The sequence below is a fragment of the Dapis purpurea BLCC-M126 genome, assembly GCF_050015975.1.
GTDB lineage: Bacteria > Cyanobacteriota > Cyanobacteriia > Cyanobacteriales > Microcoleaceae > Trichodesmium.
This window is the reverse complement of the sequence record NZ_JBNHER010000102.1, coordinates 58,107-78,677: the sequence shown is the minus strand read 5'-3', so window position 1 is coordinate 78,677 and position 20,571 is coordinate 58,107. Positions and strand designations below refer to the sequence as shown.

Sequence of the window (20,571 nt, the reverse complement as noted above, 5' to 3'; positions counted from 1 at the left end):
GATACACCGCAACTATTAGACTATCTCTTCGAGCATCAAGTCAGATCGGAGTTCACCTGCCGCTTTCGCTGGCAGCCTGGTTCCCTAGCTTTCTGGGATAATCGCTGCACTCAGCACAACCCAGTGAATGACTATCATGGGTTCAAACTATTATGCATCGCGTTACATTAGCTGGCGACAAGCCATACTGAATGCTGAGAATGTATTCGGAGATTAGGGAATAATTATAATAGATTTTCAACTGTACATATGTTGATGAAAGAATTATCCAAAAATATCTACTTTCGGATTTCATCATTCCTAATTGTTCAACGCCCAGAGATTTATTTAAGATTACTTAGAGAATGAATAATTAGGGTTTGCTGAATAAATCTGAAAACAGTTGATTTTTTATTCTCAAGAAAAGTAATAATAATTTTTGATTATCATTATTTATTTAATTATAAGTTAAAATCATTAAATAGACTGCAAAAACAATTTGTTCTGCAAAAAAGTATAAAAAAAGAGAAAAAGCCTCTTTTAAGAGAGTAGAAAGGTTAATTACTAAGAAAGTAATTGCGATCGCTGTTACGGAAGTTTCGGAAAGTTTAGCCATCACTTTTCCCAGACTAAATCCTCTTTTTGCTTGCCCAAATTTACCCTCAATATGGTTCCGTAACCTTTCATCCAATTGAGCTTGTTTCTTCATTTTTTTGTCAATATTTTTTGGTGGTCTTCCCAAGGGAGGACCGCTGATTCTAATACCTTTCTCTTTACAGAATTTTCGGTTTTCTCTGGTTCTATAAATTTGGTCTGCATGAATCGACTCTGGGTAATGGCCTGTATAGTTTTTGAACTCTTCAACTTGAGCCTTTAAATCTCCTGATTCATTATAGTTATCCCAACTTATTCTATGTAAAAATACATATCCATCTATACAACTTGCAGACAGTTTTGCTCCAAATTCTGTGCTTTTTCCTGCTTTTCCTCTCACTATTGGACGTACATGAGGTTGGTTTATACTTACGATCCTGTCTTCTATTCGTTGTTGCTTTTCATCCCACATCCATTGTTGCTGACGGTATATTTCACTGACTACCAACAATGTTTTATATTGTCTTTGACTTAGACTTTCTAGACTTGCACCATTCTCTATTAGCAGCTTGATGGTGGTTAAATTTTTACTTACATATTTCAGTTGTTTTTTGATGGCTTTCCTAATTGCCCTGGAAGTTGGTCGTCTTTTTTTGGCTACCTTTAAATATTCTTTTCTTGCTGTTTGACGATGAGTAATTGGTTTTTGCTGAAACTGGCTTTTTATAGTTTTATAGAGAATATCTATGATTTTTTCGGTTTTAATTCTCCCTTGATTTAATAGATTTAAGTCCGTCGGATAACTAATATCGGCGGGAGCGCAGGTAGCATCTATGATTAATTTACCTTGATTTTTCCCCTCCTTGATTTCTTCTAAATTTTCGGTTTTTTTTTCTCTTCATCTTTTTTCTTTTCACCCTGAGTTTTCACCATATCTAAATTAATTTGATTGATTAAGTTCGTACTTATTCTTTCCCTAAAATGAACTAATATTGAGGCATCAAATGGTGCTTGGTTATTATAGGATTCAAGGCCGATAAAGTATTGTAAATACGGGTTTTCCTTGATTTTCTCTACTGTTTCCCTATCGCTTATACCCATTTTTTCTTTAATAATTAATGCCCCTAATGCCATTCTAAAACATAAGGCAGGCGCTCCTCTTTCCTCAGAGAAATTAATCGCATATACATCTTCATATTTCTGCCAAGGAATTATACTAGCCATCACTACCCAACGATTCTCCAGGGATAATTGGCCATTGAACGGCAGTTCAAAATTTTCTGGTGCAGTATCACGTTGGCCTACTTTTCTGTACATGGTGTGTGCAGTTATAGATACCTAGTTTTTGGTGTATTTTAGCTGAAAACCAGACACTTTTTCCAAGCCAAAAAGCCTAAAACCTTTATCTGTCAATGCTTTTATATTTAATCAGCAAGCCCTAATTAGTAATTAATTGAAAAACATAAAGCTAGTAACATATCTGTTATATATAAATACTTTTGTCTAGATAATTATTAATTGTTAATTGCTGAAGCACCAAAAAAACCGGGTTTATTACTATAATTTTTGTTGTTCAAATCACAAAATTTTGTCAATAAACCCGGTTTCTCCGTAAATCCCAAAATCATTATAAGGAAGTATTATAACATGGAATATAGATATCATGGTACAGATATAGACGGACCCACTCTTAATCAAGAGGAATTGTACGTTCGGAATAGGAACCTAAACGACATAATTGGTAATTTGACATTTACTGGGGCTATTTATCACTTATTGATGGGCAAAGAGGCAACTCCATCCCAAGAACAACTTCTTGATCGCTATCTTGCTAGTGCGCTTTCTTCTTTAACAGAGGAGGATGCAGCTATAGAAGTGATTAAAACTGTAGTCGCTTCGGGTGCAACTTATTCTCAGGCAATTATTGCCGGGTTAATGGTTGACAAAAAGAAATCATTTGAACAAACGATCGCTGAGTTTGACTTGGATGCAATAGGATTGGATCGAGACAGTCAACTTGGTCTATATTATGTTGGTCTAATTCCTTCCTTAATGTTTATTGCTCTCGAAAGTATCCAGTGGATTAAGGAAAATAAGGAAAAATTTTTTGACCACCAAAAAACTAATGGGAAAAGAGTTTTGACTAAGGGGAAAGACTATATTGAATCTATATTTACGCTTTGTACTAATAGAAATTTTAGTAACTCAACTGAAAGAAAAATATTCAACGATATTATGGTTAGCTTGCACGCTGGTTGGGGGTTTCTTGCTCCCTCAGTTATGTTACCCAGGGTGGCCACAAGTACGAGAGTTCCTATCCACCAAGCGATCGCCGCAGGTTTTACAGCGGCAGGACCATCCCACGTCGGAGCTTGCGAAAAAGCAATGGACTTCTTCACTGCTATCCACAAAGAATGTTCGGGAGATATAGAAGCAGTAGCGATCAAGATTTTGGAAGATCGCCTGGCTAAAAAGGAGAAGATCCACGGTTTTGGACACCCAATGTTTAAGGTTGATTCAAGAAACCCTCGTTTACGGTCAATTATATCGGAGATCGATATGCAATCGGACTTTATTAAGATTTACGATATTACGGCAGAGTTTTTGAAAGAGAAACGGGGGATTAATCCAAATATTGATAGCGTTAGCGCTGCTGTATTTTTGTCTCTGGGAATGAGACCTCCCTATGGAACAGGGTTATTCCTCTGTTCGCGGACTTCGGCAATGGTTGCTCATATTCTGGAACAAAAAGATAAACCTCCTTTTGGTGGCACCAGTCAGGAGATTCGCAAATGGTTTGGTCCTTTTGCTGTCGGCGTGAAGTAAAAATTAATAGATTTGAGAGTAGATGAAAAGTTCAGAAGGTAGTAAAATACAGGACTATACACAGTGGTGGCTCCTATTGGCGGTGAGTTTAGGAACGTTTTTGTTCTCGCTAGATGTTCATGTCGTCAATTTGGCTTTGCCAAGACTGGTAGAGGATTTAGATAGCGATTTTGCGACAGTTGAGTGGGTTCCTCTAAGTTATTCTCTTGTGCTGGCGGTATTGGTGCTTTGTGTAGCGCGATTGGGGGATTTATGGAGCAAGAAATGGCTCTATATCATTGGACTGGCTGCATTTACAATAAGTTCATTGATCTGTGGGATTGCCCCAACAATTAACTTATTGATTGCAGCAAGGATATTTCAGTGATTTGGGGCTGTGTTTATTGCAGTCCTGGCGCCTGCTATCGCAACTGAAGTGTTCCCTGATGCCAAGCGAGGATTAGCCCTGGGGGTCATCACCAGCATAGGTTGGGCAGGAGTGTCGTTGGGACCGACGGTAGGAGGAGTGCTTCTAGAGCATTTTGGTTGGCGTTCAGTTTTTTTGGTTAATGTGCCAATTTGTTTTATTGCCATAGTGTTAGGGATGCTGACAATTCCCAGGGGGAATAACAATAAGGATCGAAAGGATTTTGATTTTTGGGGAGCATTGATTTTAGCGATAACGTTAACTTGTTTCTTACTGGGGATGACACGGATACAAGGAGAGGATTTAGATGGTAATATAACTTGGGTTTTATTGGCGATATCGGTAATAGGTTGCGTTAGTTTTTTGTGGTCTCAGAAACAATCAGATCAACCATTGCTGAACTTGAGTTTATTTAGATCACTAGAATTAAGCTTGAGTCTACTGCTAAGTTCAATTTCCTATGCTTTCAGCACGGGTGTCATTTTTATTATGCCTTTTTTTCTGGTACTCGTTAAGCATTATTCCGAACAACAAGTAGGATTATTGATAGCGGTACTGCCTATATTAGCAATCTGTGTAGGTGCTGTAGCTGGATATTTGGCTGATCGTTTTGGTGAAAGAAGTATTAGTACAATTGGAATGGTATTATTATTGTTTGGGTGTTTAACAATTAGTACTTTTAGCGAAGATTTGACATTTAAGGGCTATATATTGCGGGTACTTCCTTATGGAATTGGTTTCGGTTTGTTTCAACCTCCTAACCAAAGTGCGATTATGGGAAGCGTATCTGCACAATATCTCGGTGTTGCCTCTGGACTTTGGTTCTTTTCACGAGCTTTTGGTCAGGTGATGGGTATAACATTGATAGGTATTCTGTTTTCGCGCTTAAGTGCTACTCAACTCCCGGTAGATATCCCATTTTCAGCTACAACAGCGCCAGTTGAAGCGTTAGTGTTTGGAGAACAAGCCAGTTTTCGTATTATATCTGTTCTTCTTGTGGTAGCTGTATTTATATCTGGATTCCTCTGGCAGCGACAAAATAGTACTTCTACTCATCTGTAGTAGAGTGGTTTTCTCTTAAGTATACCACATTAGGGACGTTCCATGGAATGTTCTTACTAGGTTTTGTTTTGGTTGTAATACTAAATCCGGTTTACATAGGAGGTTGATTAACTGGATAAGGCAGAAGGGTTAGAAGGATTTGGACAAAGTGGTTTTTCATAACTGGATTTGGTATAGTTACTTAGTTAATTTCATTTTTTTGATTGGTTGACTAAATCATGACGTCATTGCCTGTCACACCAATAGTTTTGGTTATATTTGGCGTCAAAAGTTTGCAAGTCCCACTATTCAACCGGACATGATATTACAGCGAATTTTATATCAGTGAGGTACACTATTAATATCAAATCCGGTAGCATTGGTGTAATTAAATAAGGACTCAGTCCTCAGGAGTTAAGAAGGAGGAGAATTTAGAAAGATTTGGCAATGACGCTCGTGAAGTGAACATTTTTTTATACCGAATCAAACGGATTTGATATAACAGGCAAGATGGCCGTACTACAAATGAAAAAGCTAACTATTATGCAAATAAATTATTCAGTTCTTCTTTGCATTTATCCTCAAATTCAGGTTGAGTAATTATACCATTTTTTAGGTCTGCAAAAACAGTTGATAAAATATCATTTTGCTCCTTTAACTTAGACTTGAATTTAGTTTCAAATTCAGCTTCAGTAATTGAGCCTGCTTTTAATTCTTTACTTATATCTTTAAGAAAATACTTTTGTTTACTTTTTAGTGAACGAAATAACCAAGGAGCAATAAATTCTGATTGAAGTTCTTGCCATATTCCCCGCTGATTTATCTCAGCATCAGCTTCTGCCAAAAACAACATAATTGCAATTTCTCTAGGACATTCACTAATATAATCATAATAAATTCGAGCCAATCCTTCTTGTACTAAAATGTGCTGAACAAAAGTACCATCTAGTAAATAAACCTCACCAAAAAAACGAGGCGATCGCCCTGGTCGTTTTTCTTCTCCAGTAACTTTAACTTTGACTTGATTACCACTTTTTTCTACTAATTCTTGGAGTCTATCTTTGCCTTTTTCTCCCCATTCAAATTGACTGCGATATAGTGGATTTTCATTTTTACGATTCATTTTTTCCACCTGTGAATCTCCCCATCCTTTAGGAGTTTCTGGAGTATCAATATAGACGAAACGGATAGTCATTTCTGTATCAGAATCATTAGCAACAACATCAAAGGTGTCAGCATCTGATACTTTTTTAACCGTGTAAGTTTCAAGAGAATCAAAATATGATGGAGCAGGTAGTTTAACCTGACCTAGGTGAGTCAAAATATTGTTGATTATTTGTTTCATCAATAATTATAAATTGCTAGTTATTTACTAATGGATAATATTTTTAATTGATAATGAATTAGTTTGCCAAACTTTGGAAAAAAGTAAACTATTTCCTTTAGATATAAAAAGGGTGGAAGTTTTTCAATATATGATGGAGGAGGTAGTTTAACCTGACCTATGTGAGTCAAAATATTGTTGATTATTTGTTTCATCAATAATTATAAATTGCTAGCTATTTACCAATGGATAATATTTTTAATTGATAATGAATTAGTTTGCCAAACTTTGGAAAAAAAGTAAACTATTTCCTTTAGATATAAAAAGGGTGAATTTTTTTCAAAAGTACAAAAAATTTCAACTCTAAATAATTATCAATTATCCATTATCAATTATCAATTATTTCCCCCTATTCCCTATTCCCTAAGATTCTGAATTTGGCTAATTAACCAAGCATATATCTGACTACGACCTGTTGTTCGACATCGACGCAACGCTTCTTCGAGTAAACTAAAAGGTAATGGAGGTAAAACTTGTGATTTGGCGATCGCTCTACTCCCACCAGAAGCAATGGCAAAAGCAATTAGTTGAGCATAAACTACGTTTACAACCCAATATTCACTACAGTTTAGTTTTTCATAGAGCATTCGCTTACTGCCAATATCATCAGCAAAAGATGTTTTGGCAATTTCAATTACTAGGTCGGGAGGTGGATAAACATCTAGATCGACAATAGTTGTATCTGGAGGAATAATTTCTGCATTTTCACCAATGTAGAATGCTAGGTCTGGTTGTGCTTCTCCCTCACCAATTTTTCGGAAAGAGCAGTTAGTAAGTCCTACTAAGGGAATAGCTTTGATACCACTGAATAAAGCTACAGCATATCCGATGGAGAAGTTATCATAAGAATGGTCGTAACCTTGGGGAGCCATTTCAATTCTTAGTTGTCCATTGTGATAATAGCATTTAGTCTCTTCTTGTTCCTGAACAGTTTGGATATACTCATCCCAAGTAGCTTTCACCCACACATCTGTTGATAATTTGGTTTGGAGGTTATTCATAAGATTACCCAAACTTCTGAATATGTTTATTATATCTATCCTTCAGGAATCGTGCCAATGTCTCTGGCAATAATCTTTCTATACTACGGTTTCAGTTCCTTTAATTTTCACGAATCAAATATACTAGCTATGGTAGTTAAGATGTAATTAGATTTTTCCACTTAATCAAAGTTAAAAGTAGGAGTCAGGAGTCAGTAGTCAGGACGCAGAAGAAGAGGAAAAAAGGAGGTATTAGGAGGAAAAAGTTTACCAAAACATTCTTTTTCTTAGCGCTAAGAGGGTTAAAGTTGCTTGGATAATCCAATCAACTAGGTATTTATAGTTTAAGATATAATCAGATTTTCCCACTTATTTACCCTCAAAATATTACTTTTGAATTTTGAATTTTGAATTTACACAAAGAGGGTTTCAGCTTCTTGAATTTTCTCAAATCAATAACCAAATCAACTAGCTATTTGCAGTTAAGATGTAATCAGTTTTTTCTACTTATTTACAGTTAAAATCTTAGTGTAAATTTTAATTAATAATTTGAGAAACTAGGGATTAGCAGTTAAGATATCATCATGTTTTCCCACTCAGTTACAACAAAATATTACCTTTAATTTTTGAACTTTTAATTTTAACTTTAGAAACTACCTTTTTACGCTTAAGATGTAATTATATTTTCCCACTCAGTTACAACAAAATATTACTTTTGACTTTTGACTTTTGACTTTTGACTTTCTAAAATGTTTACCAATTTTTTCATCAAAAGACCAGTATTTGCCTCAGTATGCTCCCTACTAATTATCCTAATTGGATTAGTGGGTTATACTCGTTTACCAGTACAAGAATTTCCTACCATTGACCCCCCAGTAGTCAGCGTCCGAACTAACTACCCAGGAGCTAACCCAGAAGTAGTAGAAACAGAAGTAACAGAAATTCTAGAAGCAGAAATTAATGGCGTTGAAGGTGTCAAAACTCTGACCTCTAGCACTAGAGAAGGTTCGAGTTCCATAAACGTTGAATTTGAACTGAGTCGCGATATCGAAGCAGCAGCTCAAGATGTTCGTAGTCGTGTTTCCCGCGCCATGAGAAGACTTCCCGATGAAGTTGATGCACCAGTAGTTTCTAAACGAAGTAGTGACGAAGAAAGAATTATTTGGCTTGCTTTAACTGGGGAAAAATATTCACCGTTGGAGTTAAGTAACTATGCAGATAAATTCATTAAAAATGTCTTAGAAACTGTTGATGGGGTAGGTAGTATTTTAATTGGTGGTGAACGTCGCTACGCCATGCGACTATGGTTAAACCCTAGAAAAATGGCTGCCCGAAATATTACTGCGTTAGATGTAGAAGCAGCTCTCAGACAACAAAACGTAGAAATTCCCAGTGGTAGAATAGAAGGAAAATCTACAGAATATCCAATTCGGACTTTTGGTCGTTTGCAAACTCCTGAAGCTTATGAAAACCTGATTATCAGACGAAATGATGATACTTCTCTGACAAGATTAAGAGATATTGGCAGAGCAGAAATTGGAGCAGAGAGCGATCGCACAATTGCCCGCTACAATGGCAAACCAGCAATAGGTCTAGGAATTAGTAAAATTTCTGGGGCAAATATTATGGAAGTTGCCACAGGTGTCAAAACTAAGATGGAAGAATTATCTAAAGATTTTCCAGAGGGAATGGAATATTACGTCAGTGTTGACTACTCAACGTTTGTCGAAACTGCCATCAAAGAAGTCTGGAAAAGTTTACTATTAGCTATTTTGTTAGTTGTTTTAGTTATCTATGTATTTTTGCGAGATTGGCGAGCAACTCTTATCCCCACTATTACAATTCCTGTTTCTCTCATTGGTGCTTTTGGGGTAATGTTTTTTATGGGATTTTCCATCAATACTCTCACCCTATTTGCTCTCACACTCTCGACAGGTTTAGTGGTAGATGACGCAATTGTTGTCTTAGAAAATATTGTCCGGTATATTCAAGAAGAAGGCAAAACTCCCATGCAAGCAGCAATATTAGGAGTAAGGGAAGTTGTATTTGCTGTCATTGCCACAACCATTGTCTTAATTGCCGTATTCTTACCTGTGGGATTTTCTGGTGGTAGTTCAGGGCGAATATTTAATGAATTTGCTCTAACTCTTGCAGTGTCAGTAGTATTTTCCACCTTCGTTGCTTTAACTCTTGCACCATCATTGTCAGGGCGAATTCTCAAAAAACACGAATCAGGAAAACAAAGAAATTTTCTCTCCCGTCTACTTGCCATTCCCCTAGACTTATTTGATTATGCTCTGAGTCGCATCTCAGTAATATACGATCGCTCATTACGTCTATTGATGGGAGTCAAACCATTAGTAATTTTAGGATTTGTCTTATCTTTTTGGGTAATAGTTTGGTTATTCCAACAGTTGCCCCAAGGGTTTTTGCCTACAGAAGATCGGGGGCGGGTATTTGTTTCTGTAACTGCACCAGAAGGAGTAAGCGTTCAATATACTGATAATGTCATGGGTCAGGTAGAAGATAAACTTGCTCAAGTGCCAGAAATGAGAGGTTATTTCAGTATTACCGGGTTTGGTCGTTCAGCTCAAGCTAACCGAGCTTTTGCTTTTACCAATCTCAAACCCTGGTCAGAACGCACCAAACCAGAGCAAGCACAACAAGAAGTTGTCAAACGGTTGTTTGGAGCATTTGCACCAATTACAGATGCACGAGTATTTCCAATTAACCCTGGTTCATTACCCGGTACTGGTCGCAGTCGCCCGATACAGTTTGTTTTGCAGGGAAATGATTTTGAAGAGTTAGCGCGAGTATCTCAAGAATTTAGTAATGAGGCGCAACAGTTACCCCAACTAAGTAATATTGATACGGACTTGACAATTAATAAACCTGAGATAACAGTAGAAATTAATCGTTCCCAAGCTGCTAATTTAGGAATATCGGTAGAGGATATTGCTCAGACATTACAAATAATGATGGGAGGGGAAGATATTACGAACTTTACTCAAGGAAATCAACGGTATGATGTAATTGTGCGAGCTGAGGATGAGTTTCGGAATAATCTCCAAGATATTGAGGATCTATATGTGCGAACCGAGCAAGGGGAGATGATACCTTTGAGTAATGTAGTTACTGTGAAGACAAGCACAACTCCTCCTGAGATTAACCATTTTAACCGCTTTCGTTCGGCAACAATTACAGGAAGTCCCGCATCAGGGGTTAGTTTGGGTGAGGCATTGCAGGCATTATATGATTTGGCAGACAGGATATTGCCTGCCGATATGCGGATAGATTTAAAAGGTCAGTCAGCACAGTTTCGAGATGCAGGTAAAGCAACGGTATATATTTTTGGGTTGGCATTGATTTTTATTTTCTTGACATTGGCAGCTCAGTTTGAGAGTTATATTGACCCGGTAGTGATTTTGTTGGCGGTGCCGTTATCTTTGTTGGGTGCTTTTGGGGCATTGTGGTTAGCGCAGTTAGAGATTAATGTTTATAGTCGTATTGGGTTGATTATGTTAATTGGTTTGGCAACTAAGAATTCAATTTTGATTGTGGAATTTGCTAACCAATTGTTGGCAGAGGGAATGTCTATTACTAAGGCAGCGGTTGAAGCGTCGCGGTTACGGTTTCGTCCGATTTTAATGACGGCGTTTTCGACAGTTTTCGGAGTAATGCCGTTGGCATTTGCTTCTGGTGCGGGTGCTGCGAGTCGGGTTTCTATTGGAATGTCGGTTATGGGTGGAATGTTGGTGTCTACAGTTTTGAGTTTGTATGTCGTGCCTGTGTTTTATGTGATTATGAAGGGTTTGCAGTTGGGTTTATTTGGTAAGTCATCTGCTGAAGATTTGGCAGAAGGTTATGAAATGAATGGAGCTTTTGAGGGAAATGGTTATGTTAACGGGAATGGCAATGGTAATGGTCATGTTAATAGTAACGATAATGGGAAAAAAAGTTATGTTGACAGTAAAGTTGATAATGGTGTAGAAAAATTCAGAAGATGATAGTTGGAGTTGAGGGCTGATTGCCTTTTTAGTAGTTTGCGAATTTAAGCTTGTAGTTGGGATTTAGCCCCCTGAAGTATTTATATTTTACTATCTATTAAACGTAATCCTACGCTTGGAAGATGGTAAAAATAACTAGATAAATAACAGAGGGAGCGTGAAAAATAAAATTACCTCAATAAATAGTATCTATAAATAAAAAATTCAAGTATAGCAAAGTTTTTACAGCCCTTTTCATTTGAGTAGACCATAAAATAGGGAAGTTACATCCAACTTCCTTACAGGGTTATCATTTTTTTAATGTGGTTGATTGACCTGAAAAATGCTGTAATAATTGGTATTAGGGTTAAAACTAAATACAAACAAAGATTTTATTATAGCTAATTATACGAATGTTATATTACTTAAATAATTTAGATTGACTTTAACTATTATATTTTCTTCTTTGGTAACAGCAAATCGCCTGATTTTACGGCAAGTAAAAGTAGATGAAAAATAAAACTAAATTATTACAATTCTGAAACTTTGAGAAGTTGTATCCCTTTCTAGTTATTTAGTGAAAATTGATGGGATACTATGTCAAAAATAAATTATTAAACAAATTACAAAATAACAGGCTGACTATGTAATTACCTTGAAAAAAATCAAGGTTGTTTTTATCAAAGATCAAAAAAAATCTGAATAAATCATCTAAAAATAAAGGAGAAAATTAGAGCAATGTAACTATTATTAACCAGAATTAGCTAATTGTTATTACTAAAGTCGATATTATTATACAGTTAGTAATATTGCTAAAGAGGTAGATCCCATTTGGAAAATGGAAAAATCTCGAAATCTGCAAAATAGACTGAATAAAAAGGAGCAATAGAAGTCTGTTAAGCTTTGCGATCGCCTTTTGTCCCAACTTACCCAGCATATAAAAAAAGTGGACACCTCTTAATCCTCATCTTTGCGAGAGGAATCAAAATACATCATTAGCTTTTTGAATTTTTGCCTAATTGAATCTTAAATGCTTCAGACATTCCCCATTTTCTTAAAAATTTGTTATAACAGTTATTTTGTTGTTAATTATCCATTGCTACAGTTGCTCAATAATCTAGTAATTCTTGAAATGAAACGGAATATATAGAATTTGACAACCAACAATGACACAATTAAATACTAAATCCTGCACTATATATTCATCCTAGACTATGACACAAATAGCACCATTAGGTTCTTGGAAATCCCCTATAACTACCGACTTAATTGTGGCCGGAACAATTGGACTTAGTAGTATAATCATTGATGGTAATGATGTCTACTGGATTGAAGGACGACCTTCAGAGGGTGGACGAAATGTAATTGTACGTTACACTTCAGATGGACAGACAACTGACATTACACCTCTACCTTTTAATGTACGCACCCGTGTCCATGAATATGGCGGTGGAGCTTTCTTAGTAGCAGATGGTACGATATATTTTTCTAACTTTGCTGACCAACGTCTTTATCGTCAAACACCAGGTACAGAACCCCAACCTTTAACTCCAGAGGCAAACCAGCGTTATACTGATGGTGTGATAGATAAAAAACGCGATCGCTTAATTTGTATTCAGGAAGATCATACAGATGGTGGGGAACCTGCTAATAGAATAGTTAGCATTAACCTAAAAAATGGAGAAGATATACAAATATTAGCAGAGGGTTATGATTTTTATGCTTCACCACGTCTGAGTAATGATGGTTCTCAACTTTGCTGGATTAGTTGGAACCACCCAAATATGCCTTGGGACGGTACAGAGTTATGGGTGGGTCGGATAAATACAGATGGTTTATTAGATGAAAGTAAGTTTGTGGCTGGAGGGAAAGCAGAATCTATTTTTCAACCCCAGTGGTCGCCAGATGGAATGTTATGTTTTGTGAGCGATCGCTCTAAATGGTGGAATCTCTATCAAGTGCCAGGAGTGACTGAGACGGCAAATGTAGATCCATTGTATCCTTTAGATGCCGAGTTTGGAATGCCACAATGGGTATTTGGAATGTCTACTTATGCCTTTACAGCAGCTAACAAGATCCTCTGCACTTTTGCTCAGAATGGAATTTGGAATTTGGCAACTCTTAATACTACTAAAAAACATCTACAGGAAATAGAAATACCCTATACTTCTATTAGTTATTTAACAGCAAAAGGTAGCCAAGTTTGTTTTTTGGGAAGTTCCCCCACGGAACCTAGTTCAATTATACAAATAAATCTATCTACAGGTGACATTAATATTTTAAAACGTTCTACAGATTTAAAAATTGATTCTGGTTATTTATCTATTCCTGAAGCAATAGAATTTCCTACAGAGAATGGTAAGACTGCTTATGGTTTATTTTACCCGCCAACTAACAAAGATTACACCGCACCTGTAGGAGAAAAACCACCTCTTTTAGTTAAAAGTCATGGTGGCCCAACAGCAGCAACTTCTAGTAGTTTAAGCTTAAAAATTCAATATTGGACAAGTCGTGGTTTTGCCCTATTTGATGTTAATTATGGAGGTAGCACTGGCTATGGAAGAGAATATCAGCAAAGACTAAAAAATAATTGGGGTATTGTTGATGTTGATGATTGTGTAAATGGCGCTCAATATTTAGCCAAACAGGGATTGGTAGACGGTAATCGCATGGCTATTTCTGGTGGTAGTGCCGGAGGTTATACTACTTTATGTGCCTTAACTTTTAAGGATGTATTTAAAGCTGGAGCGAGTTATTATGGAGTTAGTGACTTAGAGGCTTTAGCAACAGATACTCATAAGTTTGAATCCCGTTATTTAGATGGATTAATCGGACTTTATCCTGAAAAAAAAGAGATTTATCAACAGCGATCGCCGATTAATTGTACTGAGGGTTTGTCTTGCCCTGTAATTTTTTTCCAAGGGTTAGAAGATAAAATTGTACCACCAAATCAAGCTGAGAAAATGGTAGAAGTTTTGAAGCAAAAAGGATTGCCTGTGGCTTATGTTCCTTTTCGAGAAGAACAACATGGTTTTCGCCGTTCAGAGAATATTAAACGTGCTTTGGATGGAGAATTTTATTTTTATTCCCGTGTATTTGGATTTACACCTGCTGATAATTTAGAGGAGCTAGAAATTATTAATCTTTAGGTTTTGGGAAGATGCTGCAACAATTAACAATTTTCATGTTGGCGATAGCTGTTTTGCTGGCATAAAACTTCGTTTTTCATGTTCCAAAGGAAAATGATGCACGACATAAATGCGTAGCATTCCACAGGAAAACAATTACCTCTTCTCAAAACTCGAGGGTAAGATGCCCAACCTACTAGAGAAAAATTTTTGATGGTGGTGGATAGTAATTTAATAGGAAGTGTGGGAAAAAAATGTATATTTTTAGCATTACCCGAGCAGGACTACCAAATTTTTTCTCCTTGATTCTTAGAGGTTTTAAACCTTAATTGAAACCCTACCCTAAAGGGTGGGGTGTTTTTAATTTGTAATTGAAACCTTATTTAATACAAATTTGGGTAGCTTTGTAGATGTAGTAATTTATGATAGAATCAGGGAATAACTGAACTTAATTTACTTTTTCGAGCGAATATTATTGGTAGTAGAACATTAACCGAATTTCCTAAATAAATATCTAGGAGGAAACGGCTGTTTACCCCAAAAAATTATTTATAAATAAATTAATTTAAGTCGATTATTTAAAATAATTTATATAATTTTTTTACCCTTAAATTCTGGAGTTATTTATGCAGAAAATTATATTAATAACAGTAATTTTGAATTTGATAATATGGATATATTTATTAATATTTCGCGGTAAGTTTTGGCTAGTAGACCAACGACTATTGCCAGCATCAGAAACAAAAATTAAGAATATCGAGTATTGGCCGTCAGTTTGTGTGATAATTCCTGCTAGAAATGAAGCAAAATTATTACGAGTAACACTAAACTCCTTATTAAATCAAGATTACCCAGGGAATTTGAAAATAATCTTAGTAGACGATCATAGCAGAGATGATACAGGTCTTGTTGCAAGGTGCACTGCTCAACAAAGTCAAAATTTTACTAAACTAGAAGTAATTTCGGCAGCAGATTTACCTAGTGATTGGACAGGAAAATTGTGGGCAATTAATCAAGGAATTAACTATGCAAAACAACAAATTTTATACCCAGATTATTTTCTATTAACTGATGCAGATATTGAACATTTCCCTACTAATATTCGTCAACTTGTTGTTAAAGCAGAACATGAAAATTTATCCTTAGTTTCGTTAATGGTGAAACTACAATGCGAAACTTTAGCAGAGGAATTAATGATTCCAGCATTTGTATTTTTCTTTCAAAAGTTATATCCGTTTAGATGGGTAAATAATCCCCAAAATTCTACGGCGGCGGCTGCTGGTGGTTGTATATTAATTCGTCATCAAGTTTTAGATCAAGTTGGCGGAATAGAGGTTATTAAAAATGCTTTAATTGATGATTGTGCTTTGGCTAAAGTAGTTAAAGAAAAATCAACAAATAAAAAGATTTGGTTAGGGCTAACTTCAGAGACTAAAAGCCGACGTTCTTATCCTGATTTAATGAGTATTTGGAATATGGTAGCTCGTACTGCTTTTACTCAGTTAAATTATTCTCCATTCTTGTTAGTAATAACAGTAATAGGTATGAAATTAGTTTATTTTATTCCCTCATTAGCAATAATTTTTGGAGTGATTTATGGTTGGTGGAAAGTATTAGCGATAGCTTTATTAGCAAGATTATTAATGTTTTTAGCTTACTTACCTATTATTAGATTTTATCAACTTTCACCAATGTATGCGATGAGTTTACCAACTGTTGCTTTGATTTATACATTAATTACAATAAATTCAGCTTGGCGACACTGGCAAGGGCAAGGCGGTTATTGGAAAGGACGGGTTTATCAAAGTTTATTTTGAAGCAGGCATAAGTAAAGTTTTAACTCACATTTCCCACTTGAAAATGTAGAATTAAAAACTATATAATTCTCTCAAAAAAATATTCACAAAAGTATTTTTATGAATAATTAGTTAATTTAGCTGATGACTAAATTAAATGATAAAATCAAGTATTTCCTGAGCTGGAAGTGAAAGTTTATGGCTACCCTAGATTTAAGAGACAAACCAGAAAAATATTTTTCGGTGTAATGTTAAAAAATTGCTGAGGTTGTGGAAAGGTAAAACTACCTTAACTATTATAGTCTGTCATTTAACGAGAGAATATAAAGAATAAGCGAGAATTGAATTCTTGCCATATATAAATCTTTCCTACAAAGTCTAATATGAATGATTCTAATTTCACAAACGAATTACAATGGACCCCTGAAGCCAAGAGTAAATTGAAAAAGATTCCCTATTTTGTTCGGACTCAGGCACGACAACGAATCGAAGAATTGGCCAGAGAAACAGAAACACAAATAGTAACAGCAGAAATAGTTGAGCAAGCTAGATTGGAATTTGGCCAGTAAGGTAAACGTTATCTCAAGCAACAAACTAAAACAAAATGCTGATGAGCAAAGTAATTACTTTTTGCAGTCTAGAAAAAGGTCCCATAAAGCTTTAGACTGGAGTTTTGCAGATAGTAGAGTTTGAGGTGTATAAAATCAACAGTGAGAAAAATTATAATTGCTGGGAACTGGAAAATGTATAAAACCCAAGTAGAAGCTAAAGAGTTTCTCCAGGGTTTAATGAATCAAGTAAAAGACACCCCCGAAGAACGTGAAGTAGTTCTCTGCACTCCCTTCACTGCGCTAGATTTTATGTCAAAAAGTTTGCATGGGAGTCGGATAAAGTTAGGTGCCGAAAATGTTCACTGGGAAGACGAGGGAGCATACACAGGAGAAATTTCTGGGCCAATGCTGAAGGAAGTTGGAGTTAGTTATGTAATTGTGGGTCACAGTGAGCGCCGTCAATATTTTGGCGAAACTGATGAAACAGTGAATTTGCGTTTACAAGCTGCTCAGAGGCATGGCTTGATTCCTATTCTCTGTGTGGGAGAAACTAAGCAACAAAGAGATTCGGGTGAGACAGAATCACAGATATTTTCTCAATTGGCCAAGGATTTAGTTGATGTGGATCAAGGAAATCTAGTAATTGCTTATGAGCCAATATGGGCTATTGGTACTGGTGACACTTGTGAAGCTACAGAAGCTAACCGAGTTATTGGTTTAATTCGTGGTAAGTTGACTAATCCTAATGTCACTATTCAATATGGTGGTTCTGTTAAACCTACTAATGTTGATGAAATTATGGCACAACCAGAAATTGATGGTGCTTTAGTTGGGGGTGCAAGTTTGAAACCTGATAGTTTTGCTCGTCTGATTAACTATCAAAATTAGGGAATAGGGAATAATGGATAATGGATAATGGATAATGAATAATGAATAATAAAAACTATCTCTAATTATCAATTATCCTCTAATTATCAATTATCCATTTAACAAGCCCTAATTATCAATTATCCATTGGTAAACAGGGAATAGAAAAAATGGGGAATTTAGCTAAAAGTTTTGCTTGGGGAAAACGTACCTACATAATGGGTATTTTGAATGTTACGCCAGATAGTTTTAGTGATGGTGGTGATTTTCATACACCAGAAGCAGCTTTAATCCAGGTAAAAAAAATGGTGGAGGCAGGTGCCGATCTGATTGATATTGGCGGTCAATCAACTCGACCAGGGTCTGAAGTTGTTTCTATAGATGAGGAACTTAATCGAGTTTTACCAATCATTAAGTTGTTAAGAAGTCAAAAAAATATTTGTGCAGAAATTCCAATTTCTGTTGATACTACTAGGGCAATAGTTGCAGAAAAATCTTTTGAAGCTGGTGCTAATTTAATTAATGATATTTCTGGCGGAACTTATGATAATGAGATGTTTTCTTTGGTTGCTTCTCTGAAAATGCCGATTATTTTAATGCACATTCGGGGTACACCAAAAACCATGCAAAAATTGACAGACTATCAAGATTTAATTGGGGAAATTTATCAGTTTTTACAGAGTAGAATTGAGCTAGCTGTTAGAGCCGGAATTGAAAGAGAGAAAATTATTATTGACCCTGGTATTGGTTTTGCTAAAAATTATGAACAAAATTTAGAAATTATCCGTAATTTATCAAGATTTAAAAGTTTAAATTGTCCGATTTTAGTAGGATTATCTCGTAAAAGTTTTATTGGTCAAATTTTAAATCAACCTGATGCTAAACAAAGGGTTTGGGGAACTGCTGCAGGTTGTGTGGCAGCGATCGCTCAATCTGTAGATATTTTAAGGGTTCACGATGTTAAAGAAATGTCTGAAGTTTGTAGGGTTGCTGATGTTATTTTTAGATAGGGAGTAGGAAGGTAAGCATTCAGCACTCAGCCATCAGCTATCAGCTTCATTACCTTTAGTTGACAAATTAAGCTTGTCATTATTATCCTTCAATTCTTTGGTTGAAAATGTAGTGGAAGTTAAACGAAATGATTGCTTTATTCATTAAAAACCTCAACCTTAAGGAGAATATTTAAACGAATATAGACTTGAAAACAGGCTTTTGTAATAATATTTAATTCTGAATAATAAAGCTTTTATCACAAACTAAAAGCAATAGCTCTTAACGCAGTTCCTCCGCTGGAGGCTATCTTATAGGTGATGGCTGAATGCTTACTATAGCAGTTATCATATTCAATTCGTTTTTTTATTCTCTGTTCCCTGTTCCCTATTCCCTAAAAGTCTCCAAATATCTCACAATTTAAATCATATTGCTAGAACTGAGATTGAATCTGCTTTATATGATTAAACTTAAACCAGAGATGATAAAATATAACTTCTGGCAAAATAGAGGTGAAAGTTCCATGTTTTTAAACCAAGAGTAAAAAGCAATTACTTTTGATTTTTGACCAGAAAATCAGGTCTCCAACTTTCGCATTTTAAGAGGATTAAAAAAGTAAACTTCAGTATTTTAAGTCTCTAGCTTCAGCAGTCGGTACTGATAACTGATAACTGAAAAAGCTGATAACTGAAAAAGCTGATAACTGATAACTGATAACTGAAATGTCTCGCTCTAAAGCTCTCTATTCTTATATATTAATCCGTTTACTACTAGCACCACTAATGCTATGGACAATTAGCACTTTAGTTTTCTTGTTACTACGAGCAACTCCCGGAGATCCTGTCGATGCTATCCTTGGGCCAAAAGCTTCAACGGCAACTAAAGAAGCTCTCCGCTCTCAACTTGGTTTAGATGGTTCACTGTTAGAACAGTATTTTAACTATCTAGGAAAATTAATTAGTTTTGATTTGGGTACATCCATGACTACTCGTGGTGAGTCAGTTTGGCAAATTATTCAAAATTATTTTCCCGCCACTGTCGAATTAGCTGTATTTAGTATGGCGATCGCTCTCATTGTTGGAATTTCTATTGGGTCTATTGCTGCTTCTCATCCTAATACTCGTTTAGATGTTGGTGGGCGTTTATTTGGAATTTTTACTTATGCAGTTCCGCCTTTTTGGGCAGGGATGATTTTACAATTAATTTTTGCCGTACAGTTAAAATGGTTTCCTTTGGGTACTCGTTTTCCCATTGGTGAAAATCCACCTCTAAGCATTACAGGTTTATACACAATTGATAGTATTTTAAGTGGAAATATCGGTCATTTTTTCACATCTATATATTATTTAGCTTTGCCGAGTTTAACATTGGGAATTTTGCTCAGTGGTATTTTTGAAAGAATAGTAAGAATTAATCTGAAACAAACATTACAAGCTGATTATGTGGAAGCTGCTAGAGCCAGAGGTATTCCTGAATTAAGAATATTATTTGCTCATGCTTTGAAAAATGCGATGATTCCAGTAATTACAGTTTTGGGATTAACTTTTGCTGCTTTATTAGGAGGAGCAATATTAACAGAAGTAACTTTTTCTTGGCCTGGTTTAGCAAATAGATTGTATCAAGCAATTAGTTCGCGAGATTATCCGACAGTGCAGGGAATAGTCGTATTTTTTGCTGGCATTGTTGTGGTGGCTAGTATTTTTATTGATATTTTAAATGCTTATATCGATCCGAGAATTAGGTATTAGAGGATTCAGGAATCAGGAGGGAAGAGGAACAAGTTTTTATTACTAATTATCTTGCATGATATTACCGAATTATTAATTATTAATAATTAAATAATTCTCGCTTAAAGCCTCCCTTTTTAAGCGGAAAAATGCGGTCGTTTGCGGAGCATTCCGTTAGGATGGGATGGATAAGTTACCTAACCATATCCAATCGACCAAGAGAGCGGTCGATTGGGGAGCATTCCGTCAGGATGGGATGGATAAGTTACCTAACCATATCAATCGACCAAGAGAAGAAATGATATTTCCCAATCTT

Annotated in this window: 11 protein-coding genes and 2 pseudogenes; 10 read left to right on the top strand and 3 right to left on the bottom strand. The window is 35.8% G+C overall.

Annotated features, from left to right (window positions below; all coding sequences use genetic code 11):
• Positions 1-18: 18 nt before the first annotated feature.
• A pseudogene (locus tag ACP6PL_RS09665) lies at positions 19-171 on the top strand (TauD/TfdA dioxygenase family protein); the annotation flags it as partial.
• A 265-nt stretch (positions 172-436) separates the two neighbouring features.
• Here ACP6PL_RS09665 and ACP6PL_RS09660 read toward each other — a convergent pair.
• Positions 437-1,890, bottom strand: a protein-coding gene (locus ACP6PL_RS09660) for an IS5 family transposase (protein WP_426544944.1) whose coding sequence is annotated in 2 segments (ribosomal slippage) — positions 437-1,455 and positions 1,455-1,890 — 1,455 coding nt in all. Because the reading frame shifts where the segments join, the coding sequence is not laid out codon by codon here.
• 330 nt (positions 1,891-2,220) lie between these two features.
• On the opposite strand from ACP6PL_RS09660, the gene ACP6PL_RS09655 reads away from it, so the two are divergent.
• Positions 2,221-3,399, top strand: coding sequence for a citrate/2-methylcitrate synthase (locus ACP6PL_RS09655; RefSeq protein WP_426544942.1), 1,179 nt, complete (start codon positions 2,221-2,223; stop codon positions 3,397-3,399).
• A 22-nt stretch (positions 3,400-3,421) separates the two neighbouring features.
• Positions 3,422-4,867 (top strand): annotated as a pseudogene (locus ACP6PL_RS09650) (MFS transporter).
• 520 nt (positions 4,868-5,387) lie between these two features.
• On the opposite strand, the gene ACP6PL_RS09645 reads toward ACP6PL_RS09650, so the two are convergent.
• Positions 5,388-6,191 carry a thermonuclease family protein gene (locus ACP6PL_RS09645; RefSeq protein ID WP_426544940.1) on the bottom strand — a complete coding sequence of 268 codons (804 nt, stop codon included), beginning with the start codon at positions 6,189-6,191 and terminating at the stop codon, positions 5,388-5,390.
• Positions 6,192-6,586: 395 nt separating this feature from the next.
• Positions 6,587-7,231 carry a Uma2 family endonuclease gene (locus tag ACP6PL_RS09640; protein WP_426544938.1) on the bottom strand — a complete coding sequence of 215 codons (645 nt, stop codon included), beginning with the start codon at positions 7,229-7,231 and terminating at the stop codon, positions 6,587-6,589.
• Positions 7,232-7,959: 728 nt separating this feature from the next.
• Here ACP6PL_RS09640 and ACP6PL_RS09635 point away from each other — a divergent pair.
• The 7 genes from ACP6PL_RS09635 (at position 7,960) to ACP6PL_RS09605 (ending at position 20,276) form a co-directional block, all read left to right on the top strand.
• Positions 7,960-11,217 (top strand): efflux RND transporter permease subunit, encoded by a 3,258-nt coding sequence (locus tag ACP6PL_RS09635; RefSeq protein WP_426544936.1) that lies wholly within the window; start codon positions 7,960-7,962, stop codon positions 11,215-11,217.
• A gap of 1,193 nt (positions 11,218-12,410) precedes the next feature.
• Positions 12,411-14,345 carry a prolyl oligopeptidase family serine peptidase gene (locus tag ACP6PL_RS09630; RefSeq protein WP_426544934.1) on the top strand — a complete coding sequence of 645 codons (1,935 nt, stop codon included), beginning with the start codon at positions 12,411-12,413 and terminating at the stop codon, positions 14,343-14,345.
• A 605-nt stretch (positions 14,346-14,950) separates the two neighbouring features.
• Positions 14,951-16,141: a glycosyltransferase gene (locus ACP6PL_RS09625; protein ID WP_426544932.1), complete on the top strand. Its 1,191-nt coding sequence runs from the start codon at positions 14,951-14,953 to the stop codon at positions 16,139-16,141.
• Between the two features lie 362 nt (positions 16,142-16,503).
• Positions 16,504-16,689, top strand: coding sequence for a PCP reductase family protein (locus ACP6PL_RS09620; RefSeq protein WP_426544930.1), 186 nt, complete (start codon positions 16,504-16,506; stop codon positions 16,687-16,689).
• Between the two features lie 141 nt (positions 16,690-16,830).
• Entirely contained in the window at positions 16,831-17,559 is a 729-nt protein-coding gene (tpiA, locus tag ACP6PL_RS09615) for a triose-phosphate isomerase (RefSeq protein WP_426544928.1), read from the top strand.
• 149 nt (positions 17,560-17,708) lie between these two features.
• The gene (folP, locus tag ACP6PL_RS09610) at positions 17,709-18,548 is read left to right on the top strand and encodes a dihydropteroate synthase (RefSeq protein WP_426544926.1); all 840 of its coding nucleotides are present in this window, start codon (positions 17,709-17,711) and stop codon (positions 18,546-18,548) included.
• 702 nt (positions 18,549-19,250) lie between these two features.
• Positions 19,251-20,276 (top strand): ABC transporter permease, encoded by a 1,026-nt coding sequence (locus ACP6PL_RS09605; protein ID WP_426544924.1) that lies wholly within the window; start codon positions 19,251-19,253, stop codon positions 20,274-20,276.
• Positions 20,277-20,571: the final 295 nt, after the last annotated feature.